13 protein-coding genes and 2 pseudogenes are annotated in these 13,703 nt (G+C 65.0%); 3 read left to right on the forward strand and 12 right to left on the reverse strand.

The window, feature by feature from the left end; translation table 11 throughout:
- Positions 1-5 precede the first annotated feature (5 nt).
- The 11 genes and pseudogenes from ACNJYB_RS20415 to pncA all read right to left on the reverse strand — a co-directional run bounded on the left by ACNJYB_RS20415 (position 6) and on the right by pncA (position 11,279).
- The gene (locus tag ACNJYB_RS20415; RefSeq protein ID WP_439368084.1) at positions 6-866 is read right to left on the reverse strand and encodes a tyrosine-type recombinase/integrase; all 861 of its coding nucleotides are present in this window, start codon (positions 864-866) and stop codon (positions 6-8) included.
- A 464-nt stretch (positions 867-1,330) separates the two neighbouring features.
- Positions 1,331-2,512 carry an IS91 family transposase gene (locus tag ACNJYB_RS20420; protein ID WP_439375460.1) on the reverse strand — a complete coding sequence of 394 codons (1,182 nt, stop codon included), beginning with the start codon at positions 2,510-2,512 and terminating at the stop codon, positions 1,331-1,333.
- 6 nt (positions 2,513-2,518) lie between these two features.
- Positions 2,519-3,379 (reverse strand): tyrosine-type recombinase/integrase, encoded by an 861-nt coding sequence (locus ACNJYB_RS20425; RefSeq protein WP_439368084.1) that lies wholly within the window; start codon positions 3,377-3,379, stop codon positions 2,519-2,521.
- Between the two features lie 229 nt (positions 3,380-3,608).
- Entirely contained in the window at positions 3,609-3,932 is a 324-nt protein-coding gene (locus ACNJYB_RS20430) for a hypothetical protein (protein ID WP_439375605.1), read from the reverse strand.
- A 237-nt stretch (positions 3,933-4,169) separates the two neighbouring features.
- Positions 4,170-6,020 carry a dihydroxy-acid dehydratase gene (gene ilvD, locus ACNJYB_RS20435; protein ID WP_439368085.1) on the reverse strand — a complete coding sequence of 617 codons (1,851 nt, stop codon included), beginning with the start codon at positions 6,018-6,020 and terminating at the stop codon, positions 4,170-4,172.
- Between the two features lie 151 nt (positions 6,021-6,171).
- Positions 6,172-6,352 (reverse strand): annotated as a pseudogene (locus ACNJYB_RS20440) (ABC transporter permease); the annotation flags it as partial.
- Positions 6,352-6,663 (reverse strand): annotated as a pseudogene (locus ACNJYB_RS20445) (ABC transporter permease subunit); the annotation flags it as partial. The pseudogenes ACNJYB_RS20445 and ACNJYB_RS20440, both read right to left, overlap by 1 nt.
- Before the next feature lie 260 nt (positions 6,664-6,923).
- Positions 6,924-7,307 (reverse strand): GrlR family regulatory protein, encoded by a 384-nt coding sequence (locus ACNJYB_RS20450; RefSeq protein WP_439368087.1) that lies wholly within the window; start codon positions 7,305-7,307, stop codon positions 6,924-6,926.
- Positions 7,308-7,343: 36 nt separating this feature from the next.
- Positions 7,344-9,377 (reverse strand): NAD(+) synthase, encoded by a 2,034-nt coding sequence (locus tag ACNJYB_RS20455; protein WP_439368089.1) that lies wholly within the window; start codon positions 9,375-9,377, stop codon positions 7,344-7,346.
- Between the two features lie 143 nt (positions 9,378-9,520).
- Entirely contained in the window at positions 9,521-10,636 is a 1,116-nt protein-coding gene (locus ACNJYB_RS20460; RefSeq protein WP_439368090.1) for an alpha/beta fold hydrolase, read from the reverse strand.
- Positions 10,637-10,652: 16 nt separating this feature from the next.
- On the reverse strand, positions 10,653-11,279 hold the full coding sequence (gene pncA / locus ACNJYB_RS20465; protein WP_439368091.1) for a bifunctional nicotinamidase/pyrazinamidase: 627 nt from the start codon (positions 11,277-11,279) through the stop codon (positions 10,653-10,655).
- A gap of 268 nt (positions 11,280-11,547) precedes the next feature.
- Here pncA and glk point away from each other — a divergent pair, with 268 nt between their 5' ends.
- The 3 genes from glk (at position 11,548) to ACNJYB_RS20480 (ending at position 13,233) form a co-directional block, all read left to right on the forward strand.
- Positions 11,548-12,525: a glucokinase gene (gene glk / locus ACNJYB_RS20470; protein ID WP_439368093.1), complete on the forward strand. Its 978-nt coding sequence runs from the start codon at positions 11,548-11,550 to the stop codon at positions 12,523-12,525.
- A 149-nt stretch (positions 12,526-12,674) separates the two neighbouring features.
- Positions 12,675-12,878, forward strand: a complete 204-nt coding sequence (locus ACNJYB_RS20475) for a hypothetical protein (RefSeq protein ID WP_439368094.1) — start codon at positions 12,675-12,677, stop codon at positions 12,876-12,878.
- A gap of 151 nt (positions 12,879-13,029) precedes the next feature.
- Positions 13,030-13,233, forward strand: coding sequence for a hypothetical protein (locus ACNJYB_RS20480; RefSeq protein ID WP_439375793.1), 204 nt, complete (start codon positions 13,030-13,032; stop codon positions 13,231-13,233).
- A 52-nt stretch (positions 13,234-13,285) separates the two neighbouring features.
- Here ACNJYB_RS20480 and ACNJYB_RS20485 read toward each other — a convergent pair whose 3' ends face one another.
- Positions 13,286-13,663, reverse strand: coding sequence for a response regulator (locus tag ACNJYB_RS20485; RefSeq protein ID WP_439368095.1), 378 nt, complete (start codon positions 13,661-13,663; stop codon positions 13,286-13,288).
- Between the last annotated feature and the right edge of the window lie 40 nt (positions 13,664-13,703).

Consider the following 13,703-nt stretch of genomic DNA (forward strand, 5'->3'; position numbering starts at 1 on the left):
TCCGCTCAGCCGGGCGGCACGACCTCCAGGCGGAGCCGGTCAAGCGGACTTGGCGTATTGCTGATGGTCTTTGTGGCGACTTGGGTATAGCGCGCCGTGCTCTGCAGACTGGCATGGCCGAGCAGCACCTGGATGATGCGCACGTCGGCCCCGTTCTCCAGGAGATGGGTCGCGAATGTGTGCCGCAGCGTATGCACTGTCACCGACTTGCTCAAGCCGGCCGCCGTACAGGCTGAACGGCAGGCGGCGTGCAGCACGTTAGGGACGAGCGGACGCTCGTCGTCGCGGCCGGGAAATAGCCATCGTTTGGGCCGAGTGAGCCGCCAATACGTCCGCAGAATCCTCAAAAGCTGCGGCGAGAGCATAACGTAACGGTCCTTGCCGCCCTTGCCGTGCTCGACCCGGATCAACATCCGCTGGCTATCAATGTCGACAACCTTCAAGAGGACCACTTCCGATACGCGCAAGCCTGCGGCATAGACGGTGGTCAGCGCGGTACGGCTCTTGAGGCTTGGGATTGCTTCCAGGAAGCGCACGACCTCGTCGGCGCTCAGCACCACCGGCAGTTTGCGCGGTTTACGCGCATAGGCGATGCGCTCCGGAACGGTGTCATGACCCAGCGTCACACCGTAGAAAAACCGCAGTGCGCAGACGATCTGGTTCAGCGCCGGCCAGGACATCCCCGTCGCAACCAGATGAACCTGGAAAGCACGGATATCCTCCAGGTCGAGGCGGTCAGGAGAACGACCGAAATATCGGCTCAACTTCGCTACGGCGTTGAGGTAGGATTGCTGCGTCGCCGGTGACAGATTGCGGACCGTCATGTCCTCGATCATGCGGCGGCGAAGTGGGCTGATCTCAGCCATCGGAAAACCTCCTGTCTAAAGGGTTGGGCTTCGAAAACCCGCAATCCTCTCAGACAGGAGGCAATCCTTGCTATGCCTCCCTACATGCCGCGCCAGCGGCTTCGTTCAATCTTGAGGGTTCTGTGAGGTCGCGTGGCAGGCGCGAGCCGCGCGCTCTGTGGTGCGTGCGACCTCATAGAAGCCGGATTGAACGAAGCTGCGGAGTTGTGGGCGCTATGGGAATAGTGCAGCGGGTGCGGCTGCGGGGAACGCTCGCCTGTGGTCGCCGCGCGTCCGCGAGTCATTCATCGGATGTGAGGGGCCCGATTGATCGGGCCAAGGGCGCGATCCAGCGAGCGATTTGCAGCGCTGGGATGCGCTACCGAACGATTGGCGGGGTGTTCGGTGACGAGCGCGGCCACGGCGACTTCGGACGTTGCCACCAAGAAGGTGATTACGGAAGGGGTGGATGGTACAGACGCTGGTCATGACGTATCACAATGAAACGGCTGGTCGCGCGCGCAGGCTCGCGGGACGATATCGACGCGCCGCATGGTGCCGCCACAATGCGGGCAGACGGGGATCTCGCATTTGGTGAGGGGATCGGCGCCGGCTTCTTGATCAGTCGGAGCGTTGCGGACAGCAAGGAGTTGACGGCAGAAAGCGATTTTATCGTTGCGTCCGCCATTGGCGAGGAAACCATAGTGGCGGATGCGGTGGAAGCTGTCCGGCAGGGTGTGCAGGAGAAAGCGACGAATGAACTCATCGGCCTTAAGCGTCATCACTTTGGTTTTACGATTCTGCCGATAGTCCTTCCAGGCAAAGCTCACCTTGCCGTCGGCAAGCGAGATCAGCCTACTGTTGGCGATGGCGACGCGATGCGTATAGCGGCCGAGATAAGCCAGCACCTGTTCGGGCCCACCGAATGGCGGCTTGGCATAGACGACCCAGTCGGTCCATCGAAGTTGAGCGAGGCGCTCGGCGAATGCGGCGGGATCGGCGAGACGGGCGAGATCGCCAAAGAAGCCCAACTGGCCAGCCGCGAAGGCAGCTTGCAGCTCTTGCAGAAACAGGCGGCGGAACAGCCTGGAGAGGACGCGCACCGGCAGGAAGAAGCCGGGCCGGCAAGCGACCCAGTGTGTGCCGTCGAGTGAAGGTCCACCACCAGGCACGACGCAGTGGATATGCGGATGGTGTTGCAGGGTTTGACCCCAAGTATGGAGGACGGCGGTCAGACCGAGCTGAGCGCCGAGATGCTTGGGGTCGGCCGCGATGGTGGTGAGCGTCTCGGCCGCGCAGCGGAACAGAATGGCATAGACCACCGCCTTGTTCTGGAAAGCAATCTCTCTGGCCGGCGCCGGCAAGGTGAAGACGACGTGGAAGTATGGCACGGGAAGGAGTTCGGATTGTCGCTCGGCAAGCCATTGCGCGCGCGCCGAGCCTTGGCACTTCGGGCAATGCCGATTGCGACAGGAGTTGTAGGCGATCCGGGTGGCACCGCAGTCGTCGCATTGCTCGATGTGGCCGCCAAGCACAGCCGTCCGGCATGCCGTGATCGCGCCCATGACGCGCCGCTCGACGCGACCCAGATGTCCGGCACGAGCTTGCCGAAACGCTTCGCCGTGGCGGCGGAAGATATCCGCCACTTCCAGAACTGGAGTCATCAGGTCCGCTCAGCCGGGCGGCACGACCTCCAGGCGGAGCCGGTCAAGCGGACTTGGCGTATTGCTGATGGTCTTTGTGGCGACTTGGGTATAGCGCGCCGTGCTCTGCAGACTGGCATGGCCGAGCAGCACCTGGATGATGCGCACGTCGGCCCCGTTCTCCAGGAGATGGGTCGCGAATGTGTGCCGCAGCGTATGCACTGTCACCGACTTGCTCAAGCCGGCCGCCGTACAGGCTGAACGGCAGGCGGCGTGCAGCACGTTAGGGACGAGCGGACGCTCGTCGTCGCGGCCGGGAAATAGCCATCGTTTGGGCCGAGTGAGCCGCCAATACGTCCGCAGAATCCTCAAAAGCTGCGGCGAGAGCATAACGTAACGGTCCTTGCCGCCCTTGCCGTGCTCGACCCGGATCAACATCCGCTGGCTATCAATGTCGACAACCTTCAAGAGGACCACTTCCGATACGCGCAAGCCTGCGGCATAGACGGTGGTCAGCGCGGTACGGCTCTTGAGGCTTGGGATTGCTTCCAGGAAGCGCACGACCTCGTCGGCGCTCAGCACCACCGGCAGTTTGCGCGGTTTACGCGCATAGGCGATGCGCTCCGGAACGGTGTCATGACCCAGCGTCACACCGTAGAAAAACCGCAGTGCGCAGACGATCTGGTTCAGCGCCGGCCAGGACATCCCCGTCGCAACCAGATGAACCTGGAAAGCACGGATATCCTCCAGGTCGAGGCGGTCAGGAGAACGACCGAAATATCGGCTCAACTTCGCTACGGCGTTGAGGTAGGATTGCTGCGTCGCCGGTGACAGATTGCGGACCGTCATGTCCTCGATCATGCGGCGGCGAAGTGGGCTGATCTCAGCCATCGGAAAACCTCCTGTCTAAAGGGTTGGGCTTCGAAAACCCGCAATCCTCTCAGACAGGAGGCAATCCTTGCTATGCCTCCCTACATGCCGCGCCAGCGGCTTCGTTCAATCCTGAAAATGAAATTGCAAGGTTCCGACGCCCGAAGCATCAAACCCCTGCAAACGCAAAACAGTCCACAACGACAAATGCGATTCTAGCTCAATCGCTTAGCCACTCTTCACGGACGACTCAGTAGCCGCAGGAGGCGCAGCCCATCTGCACCGGGGCGTAATAGGAATAGCCTGGCGACACCATCTCGACGCGCTGGCGCGTGGCGTATTGCGGCGGGATGCGCTCGTACTGGACGCCGGGCGGAGCCACCATCACGGTCTGCGGCACCATCACGGTGCGGTACTGCGCCGGCGTGCGATGCGCGACCACCGAGCCCGGCGAGACCATGACGGTCTCATCGACGGTGCGGTATTGCGGCGGAATGTATTGCTGCTGATAGCAGGTCGTGCAGGGCGGCGGCGTGTAGCAATTGTAGCAGCCGGCAGAGGCCGCGCCCGTCATGGACATCGCGGCGACAGCCGTTGAGAAAACGACAGCAAGAGTACGAGACATTGTGGTGGTGCCCCAGTTGCCCGAAATGGATGTGCGAAGGTCGTTGGCAGTATACGCTGTCAAATCCAGAACTGCTGAAGTTCGTCGGAGCATCCTTAATGCCAACGGCCGGCTCTCGCCGGCGGTTCAGAACTCGTTGACCATGTGCGATCGCGGCGTTCGCGATCATGCATGTGCGAAACGCGCTCAGTTCGAGCGCCGCTTCAACTCGCGCACCGCGCCGCGCGCGGCGCTGGTGGTGAGGGCAGCGTAAGCCTGCAGCGCGGTCGAGACGTTGCGCTTGCGGCCAGTCGCCTGCCAGGCAGCAACGCCCTTCGCCTCTTCCGCCGCGCGACGCTTGGCGAGCTCCTCGTCGGAGACCTCGAGCGTGATGCTGCGGTTCGGGATGTCAATGGAGATGACGTCGCCGGTCCGCACGAGGCCGATGTTGCCGCCCTCGGCCGCCTCCGGCGACAGATGGCCGATCGACAGCCCGGACGAGCCACCGGAGAAGCGTCCGTCGGTGACCAGCGCGCAGGCTTTGCCGAGGCCCATCGATTTCAAATAGCTGGTCGGATACAGCATCTCCTGCATGCCGGGGCCGCCGCGCGGGCCTTCGTAGATGATGACGACGACCTCGCCGGCGACAACCTTGCCGCCCAGAATGCCTTCCACGGCTGCGTCCTGGCTTTCGAACACGCGCGCGGGGCCTGCGAATTTCAGGATCGAGGAATCGACGCCGGCGGTCTTCACGATGCAGCCGTCCTGCGCGAGGTTGCCGTAGAGCACGGCGAGGCCGCCGTCCTTGCTGAAGGCGTGCGCGAGGTCGCGCACCACGCCATTCTCGCGGTCGGCATCGAGCTCGTCGTAACGGCGCTCCTGGCTGAACGCGACTTGCGTGGGGATGCCGCCGGGCGAGGCGCGGTAGAAGGTGCGCACCGCCTCGCTCTTGGTGCGCTTGATGTCCCAGCGCTCCAGCGCCTCGTTCATGGTCGGCGCGTGCACGGTGGACACCGAGGTGTCGATCAGGCCGGCGCGGTCGAGCTCGCCGAGAATGCCCATGATGCCGCCGGCCCGGTGCACGTCCTCGACATGCACGTCGGCAACCGACGGCGCGACCTTGCAGAGCACGGGCACACGACGAGAAAGCCGGTCGATGTCGCGCATGGTGAACTCCACCTGCCCTTCATGAGCGGCGGCGAGCAGATGCAGCACCGTGTTGGTCGAGCCGCCCATGGCGATGTCGAGCGTCATCGCGTTCTCGAACGCCTTGAAGTTGGCGATGTTGCGCGGAAGCACCGAGGCATCGTCCTGCTCGTAATAGCGGCGCACGAGGTCGACGATGGTGTGGCCGGCCTCGACGAACAGGCGCTTGCGGTCGGCGTGGGTCGCGACCACCGAGCCGTTGCCGGGGAGCGCGAGGCCAAGCGCCTCGGTGAGGCAGTTCATCGAGTTGGCGGTGAACATGCCCGAGCAGGAGCCGCAGGTCGGGCACGCCGAGCGCTCGATCACCTTGACGTCCTCGTCGCTGACCGTGGAGTCGGCTGCGGCGACCATGGCATCGATGAGGTCGACGGCCTTGGTCTTGCCCTGCAGCTTGACCTTGCCCGCCTCCATCGGCCCGCCCGAGACGAATACGGCGGGGATGTTGAGCCGCAGCGCCGCCATCAGCATGCCGGGCGTGATCTTGTCGCAGTTGGAGATGCAGACGAGGCCGTCGGCACAGTGGGCGTTGGCCATGTATTCGACGCTGTCGGCGATCAGCTCCCGCGACGGCAGGCTGTAGAGCATGCCGTCATGGCCCATGGCGATGCCGTCGTCGACGGCGATGGTGTTGAACTCCTTTGCCACGCCGCCGGCCTGCTCGATCTCGCGAGCGACGAGCTGGCCGAGGTCCTTGAGATGGACGTGACCGGGCACGAACTGGGTGAAGGAGTTGACGACCGCGATGATCGGCTTGCCGAAATCTGCGTCCTTCATGCCCGTCGCGCGCCAGAGGCCGCGGGCGCCCGCCATGTTGCGGCCGTGGGTGGTGGTGCGGGAGCGATAGGCTGGCATGGCGGTTTCCGTCCTCGGGGCTTGACCGGCCGGGCGGAAGAATGTGGAGCCGCCTCAGGCCTTTCCGGCCGGATAGCGCAGGGGCCGGCGAGGTGCAACGGGAACTTGGGCCTGACAGGGCTCCCCTGCTCCCGGCGCGGGCTACAGGCGCCTATTGCAGGGTCGGATCGAGCCGGTCGCGCAGCCACTCGCCGATCACCGAGACCGCCAGCGTGGTCGATGGTGGTCGCCGGCGCCAGCATGATCCAGGGCGCGTGGGTCAGGTATTCGCAGCCATAGCAGCCGACCATGTTGCCGAGGCTGGTCATCGGCGGCTGTACCCCGAGGCCGAGGTCGGGATCGCGGCGTTCGGCAGCGCATGCGACGTCACCACCTTGCGCCACGGCACGCCTTTTGCGGAGGCGGTGCGGATATAGGGCTGGCCCAGCACCTCGAGCATCGCGCTGCGGGTGAAGCGCGCCAGCACCGCCGCGCCGCCGAGGCTGAGCGTCGTGATCGGCAAAATGGCGTGGCGCCAGCTGTCCCGTCCGCTCGACGGCAACCAGCCGAGCTGCACGGCGAACACCAGAACCAGCAGCAGCGCGAGGACGAAGCTCGGGACCGTGAAGCCGGCGACCGCCGTCATCATCACGGCGCGAGTCCGTAGTGCTCCGGAATAGAATCCTATTTCGATCTCGCGTACATCGCGCGATATCGATCGGCGGCCAGTTCCAGGGCATCACCCTCTGATCGCGCACCAAGGGGTTGGGGGACCACATGGGGGGTGGGATCGAAGGCTGGGGCGAGGTGACGAGGTCCGGACTCCTAGGCACTCCGGACCTCGCGCTTTCCATCAGCGCGGGCGCCGGCATATCCCAGAGTTCACATGTGCTTGCCGCGACACAGCTCGGTGCGGGCGTCAGCTCACATTGCATCCTTCAGCGTCAGCCGTGCCGTGAACGTCACGCTGGTCTTGCCGACCAGCGCCATGCCTTGGACCTCGGCGCCGCCGGGGAAATAGTCGCCGGAAAAGCCGCAGGTGACCTCCCTGCCTCCGAACACAAGCGTCCGGCCGACCGCTTCCGTGTGCTGGTTGACGATCATGTCACCACGCCACTTCCCGTTCCGGAACGTGTAGCTGCCGGTATAGTAGAAATAGCTGTCGCCGCCCATGATGCGGCCGTCGCAGAGCACGACCACGCCTCGCGCCTGCCCGCGCTTTCCCTCACGCATCTCGATGTCGAAGATGTAGAGGCCGTTGACGACGCTGGCCGCCTCACCTGCTTCTGCGCCTTTCCCGGCCGACATCAGATCGTCTCCCCGGCAATCGATCCGCCGCGCCAATCAGCTCGGCACGTTGCGCTCGAGATCCTCGAGCCAGGCCGCGGCGCTGGAATCCGATGGTGCGCGCCAGTCGCCGCGCGGCGACAATGAGCCGCCGGCCGAGACCTTCGGGCCGTTCGGCATCGCCGATCGCTTGAACTGGCTGAAGGCGAAGAAGCGGCGCAGGAACACCTCTAACCAGCGCCGGATCTCCGGCAGATCATAGGCCTTGCGCTTGTCGCTCGGGAACGCCGGCGGCCACTCGCCCTTGCCGACGTCCCTCCACGCCTGCAGTGCCATGAAGGCGATCTTGGACGGCCGCATGGCGAAGCGGAGGGTGTAGAACAGGTTGAAATCCTGCAGCTCGTAGGGACCGACGGAGGCTTCCGTGCTCTGCGGCTTTTCGCCGGGCTGCACGGGAACCAGCTCGGGCGAGATCTCCGCCGCGAGGATCGAACCCAGAGTCCGGTTCACGTCGCCGCTGAACTGCTTCGAGGCGATGACCCAGCGGATCAGATGCTGGATCAGCGTCTTCGGCACGCCGGCGTTGACGTTGTAATGCGCCATCTGGTCGCCGACACCATAGGTGCACCAACCGAGCGCGAGCTCGGAGAGGTCGCCGGTTCCGATGACGATGCCGCCATGGTGATTGGCGAGGCGGAACAGATAGTCCGTGCGCAGGCCGGCCTGCACGTTCTCGAAGGTGACGTCGTAGACCTTCTCGCCCTTGCCGAAGGGGTGGCCGATGTCCTTCAGCATCTGCGTCGCCGTGGTGCGGATGTCGAGCTCCTGCGAGCTCGTCTGCAACGCCTTCATCAGCGCCAACGCATTGGTCTTGCTCTCGCTGCCGGTGGCAAAGCCGGGCATGGTGTAGCCGAGGATGTTTTCACGCGGCAGGCCGAGCAGATCGACCGCCTTGGCGGCGACGATCAGCGCATGCGTGGAGTCGAGGCCGCCGGAGACGCCGATCACGACGCGCTTGGTGCCGGTCGCGCGCATGCGCTGCACGAGGCCGGCGACCTGGATGTTGTAGGCCTCGTAGCAGTCCTGCTCGAGCAGGCTCTCATCGCTCGGCACGAACGGGAAACGCTCGATCTTGCGAAGGAAGCCGATGTCGGCGGCCGGCGGCTTCAAGGCGAACGCGATCTTGCGGAAGAACGCCTCGCGCTGTCGGCGGTTGTCGTCGAACGTGCCCATCAGCGCGCGCTCCTGCCGAAGCAGGTCGAGGTCGACGTCGGCATAGGTGATCTGGCCGCCCTGGCGGAAACGCTCGCCCTCAGCCAGCAGCACGCCGTTCTCGTAGATGGCGGTCTGGCCGTCCCAGGCGAGATCCGTGGTCGATTCCCCTGCCCCCGCGGCGGAATAGACATAGGCCGCGAGGCAGCGCGCGGAGGTCGACTGGCACAGCAGCGCGCGCGAGCGGGCCCGGCCGATCGTGATCGGGCTGCCCGAGAGATTGATCAGCACGCTGGCGCCGGCGAGCGCCAGCTCCGAGGCCGGCGTCACCGGGATCCACATGTCCTCGCAGATCTCGACGCCGATGGTCAGGCCCGGGACGTCCTCGGCTGCGAACAGCAGGTCGACGCCGAATGGCGCGTGCAGACCGCCAAAAGCAATGGTCTCGCCGGCGATGCCGGCGCCTGAGGCGAAATGGCGCCCCTCGTAGAACTCGCGGTAGGTCGGCAGGTAGGATTTCGGCACGACGCCGAGGACGTGGCCGCGATGGATGACGACGGCGCAGTTGTAGATACGATGACCAAAACGCAGCGGCGCGCCGACGATCAGCACGGTCATCAGAGCGGCAGAGGCCCCGACGATGGCGGCGAGCCCGCGCTCGGCCGCATCGAGCAGCGGATCCTGCTTCACCAGGTCTTCGATCGCATAACCGCACAGGCACAGCTCGGGGAACACGGCCACCGCCACCGACTGCTCGTGGCAGGCATTGGCCGCCGCCAGGATCGCCTCCGCATTGGCTGAGGGATCGGCCACATGGGAGGTGGTCACGCAGGCCGCCACGCGCGCAAATCCGTGGGTGTAGATTGAGTGGAACGTCATCGAGCGCAGTACCCTTGAGTCTCTTCCGGCCGACCGCCGCCATCAGCTCCGGTCATATGTAGCCCATCGATCCGGCCCCGTGCAGGCCATCCGCCATCATGCATAACGGGTTTGCGCCCCGGCCGGTCCAGCGTCCGGCGACGTCAAGCGCTGCGGGCCAGGACGCCGGACAGGTCGCCCCGCAGCCACTCCGCGATCCGGGGCCAGGCATGCGCGTGGGTTCGCGCGCCCATGAACAGGCCGAGATGATTGCTCGGCTCGGAGGCCGCTGCAATGAAGGCGGGCGGCGTACCGACAAGCCGGGCGGTCGCGAGTGCCTGAGTCGCCGGCACCACCTCGTCGTCGAGCCCGGCCAGCAGGAAGATCGGCGCCTTGACGTTCTTGAGACGAATCTTGCGGCCGAGCGCGACGAAATCGCCGCCGGCGATCCGGTTCTCCCGGAAAATCCGGTTGACGATCTCGAGATAATACGTGCCCGGCAGATCGAGCGTCTCCACGTTCCACCGGTCGAAGCGCACGAGCAGCGCCGCCCCCTCCTCGTCCGCAAGCTCCCTCTGCATGGCCACCGCGATATCATCGCGGCTTGGCGTTCTCGACCAGAAGCGCAGCATCTCCTCGCCACTGACATTGCCGCCGCCGCGGGCGACGAGCTGATCATAGACCATCTCGGGCGCATTGCGGGTGAGCCGGGACAGCGCGGAATCGATCGACAGGTCGACCGGTGCGCCTGCCAGCACCAGCCGCCGCACCTTGGCCGGAAAGCGCGCCGCATAGAGCAGCGACAGCCAGCCGCCCTGGCACAGACCGACGAGATCGACCGGCGCACCGATCTCGTCGATGGCGACGTTGAGATCCGAAAGATAGCTGTCGATCGAGAGATAGCGCATGTCTGGCGTCGCCGACCGCCAGTCGGTGAGATAGACGCGGTCGATGCCGCCATTTTGCAGCGACTGCAGAACGCTGTGCCCGGGCGCGAAATCGGCAATCAGCGCTCGATGCAACGCATAGGGCGCGCAGACCAGCGCCGGCTGGCCGGAGCGGCCCGTCGAGCATTCGCGCAGGCGCATGGTCGCAAGCTCCAGCGCGACCGTGCTCGGCGTCGTCCAAGGCAGGCTGCTGTCGGCCGGCTCAGGCGGTCCCCGCTCCATCCACCAGAAGCAGGCATCCATGGCGAGCCGGGCCGCTGCAAATGGCCACAGCAGCGGGTCGTCGGGGATGGGATCCGGTCCGCCCGGCTGTTTGCCTGTCTTCTGTGCCACGTCTATCTCGCACTCCTCACAGGAACGCCTCGAAGCTGATGACGGAAATGCCGAGCTCGCCAAAACTGCGATGGGCCGCCGCCATGGAGCCGTGGAGGTCGATGCCGCGGCAGGCATCCTCGATCACCGCGACCTCGAACCCTGCCTTGCGGGCATCCTCGGCCGAAAAGCGGACACAGAAATCCAGCGCTAAACCCGCAACGAAGACGGTCTTCAGCTCGCGCTCGCGCAAATAGCCGAGCAGGCCCGTCGGCGTCCTGTGGTCGTTCTCGAACAGCGCCGAATAGGAATCGATGCCGCGGCGAAAGCCCTTGCGCACGACCAGGCACGCTCTTGTGACATCCAGATCTCGGTGAAATTCGGCGCCGGCCGTGCCCTGCACGCAATGTGGCGGCCAGAGCACCTGCGTGCCGTAGCTCAGCTCGACGGTCTGGAACGGCTGCTTGCCCGCATGGTTCGGCACGAAGGACACATGATCGGCCGGATGCCAGTCCTGGGTCAGCACCACATTGGTGAATTTTTGAGCGATGCGATTGATGGCGGGCACGACTTTCTCGCCGGCGGGCACGGCCAGAGCACCACCGGTGCAGAAATCGTTCTGCACGTCGATCACCAGCAGCACGTCGCGATCGGCAATCTTCATCGCAAGGCTCCATCGGATCCGCCCGGCGTCGGGCGCCGAGCGCTCCAACCAATGTCGATCTTCCGGAGCAGCTTCGCAACCACCGCCAGCATGGGGCGATACCGCACCGATGGCCAGCGGGCATGCCAGGATGCAACGCTTCGGCCCAGTCCGTGTTGACTAGGCACAATCAAGCGAGGATTCTCGGACCGTCCGCGCCGTTGCGGATCGGATCAGGAACGGAGACAGGGTTCCCGTAGGCTGGCACGGCCGCGGCAGCCGCAGGGTCATGGGTATCGGCAAGACAGGAAACATTCTTCTCGCCGATATCGGCGGCACCAATGCGCGCTTCGCGCTGAGCCAGCACGATGGCGGCCAGACCGGGCCGATCGACTACGTGAAGGTCGCCGACTTCCCGACCGTCCGGGAAGCCATCGTCGAAGTGCTGGCCCGCGAAACTGGCGGCGAGCCGCCCCGACGCGCCGTGCTGGCTGTAGCGGGCCCGGTCACCAACAATCGCTGCGTCATGACCAACAGCCCCTGGGTCATCGACGGCAACGAGCTCCAGCCGGCGCTTGGCTTCGACAGCGTCCACGTGCTCAACGATTTCGAGGTTGTGGCCTGGTCCCTGCCGGCCTTGCAGGCGGCCGATCTGATCCCGCTCGGCGGACAGGACGGCTTGCCCGGAGAACCGCTGCTGGTGGTCGGGCCTGGAACCGGCTTTGGCGTCTCCTGTCTGGTCGAGCGCCACGGCGCGCGCCTGGCTGTCGTCACCGAAGCTGGGCACGCGACGCTGCCGGCCGAGAACGAGCGCGAGGAGCGCGTGATCGCGTGCTTGCGCCGGCGCCTCGGCCATGTCTCGATCGAGCGCGGCGCACTGTCGGGCTCAGGCTTGCAAAGCCTCTACGAAGCTCTCGCGGAGGTCGACGGCGCCCAGGTGCCGCAGCGCGATGCCGCTGCCATCACCAAGGCGGCCCTGGACGGCAGTTGTGCGCATAGCCGCGCGACGCTGAAGATGTTTTGCGCCACCCTCGGCTCGGTCACCGGCAATCTCGCGGTGACCTTCGGCGCCCGCGGCGGCGTCTACATCGCCGGCGGGATCGCCCCGCGCTTTCCCGAGTTCCTCGCCGCCTCGGCCTTCCGCGCCCGCTTCGAAGCCAAGGGACGCTTCCAGGATTACTTGCGCAACATTCCGACCCGGCTGGTCACCAGACCCGATGCGAGCTTCCTCGGCCTGAAGATGTTCGCCAACCACAATCCGGATTGAAGCGCAGCCGGCGGACACCTTCCGGTCCGTTAACCAATCCACAGCTGATTGCATCCAAAGCCGGATTCCACGCAGGATGGTGCTTGCCGGATTGTTTCCCATGGGAAACAATCCGGCGAGTGTGTGGCGTTGGTTGCGGGGGGCGTGACATGCGTAAGCAGGACGTTGGATTCGACTATCGCCGCTATCACCGCCTGCTGACCGAGGCGGACGACGAGGACAAGCGGCTGGCCCTCATCGAGCTCCTGATCGAGGAGAAGGCGCGAGACCGGCTGGCCGCCCAGCGCGCCTCGGATCGCGCCGCCATGACGGCCCATACCATCGCAACCGTCCTGAGAAACGGCCGCAGCTGAGACTTGCGAGCCCGGGGCCGGCACGCGCGCTGATGCGTGCCGGTTGCGATTCCGTTAAGGATCCCTCGCAATCTCACGTCAAACTTTTTGCTCCAAGAGTTCCCTCACCTGATGCAATTCAGGATCAACAAAAGGGGCAATGAATATGAGCATGATTTCGCTCGCCGCGATGCCGGCCGTCGCCGAAACGCGTTTCGCCAGTTCTTCGTTCAAGACAATCTTGCTGTTCTGCTGCGCCGGCCTCTTCGCCTCGTTCGGCCTGATGGCGCGCGGCATCGATCTCAGCGCCGGCCTGATCCGAGGCCGCGCGCAATTCCTTCGTGAAATCGCCCCCACGGGCGACCATTTTGGTTGACGATCCTACGCGGCATCTTTGCCGTCGTTCGGCGCGGCATCGTTGCCCTCGCTCAGCGCGGCACCTCCGCTGTAGCTTCCGGAAACAGCGAATCGATCATCCCCTTGAGCTGATCGATCGAAATCGGTTTGCGCAGGATGGGTCTGCGCCGGAGCAGGGACGGCAGCAATTCCGGCCCGTAGCCGGTGGCGAACAGGAACGGCTTGCCGCGGCGCTCGATCAGGTCGGCTACAGGATCGACGTAGAGACCCTTGAGATTGATGTCGAGGATGGCGAAATCGTATTGCGCGGTCATCGCAAAGGCGCTCGCGTCCTGGACATTGTCCGCTTCCGCGACGACGTGGTGGCCGAGCTCAACCACCATGTCGGCCATCATCATCCGGATCAACGCCTCGTCTTCGACCAGGAAAACGGAGAGTCCGTCCGCCATATCAACCCCGCAGTCAGCCTCGCGAAGCTAACCATACCCG

This window comes from Bradyrhizobium sp. SMVTL-02 (assembly GCF_051853005.1).
Taxonomy (GTDB): Bacteria; Pseudomonadota; Alphaproteobacteria; order Rhizobiales; family Xanthobacteraceae; genus Bradyrhizobium.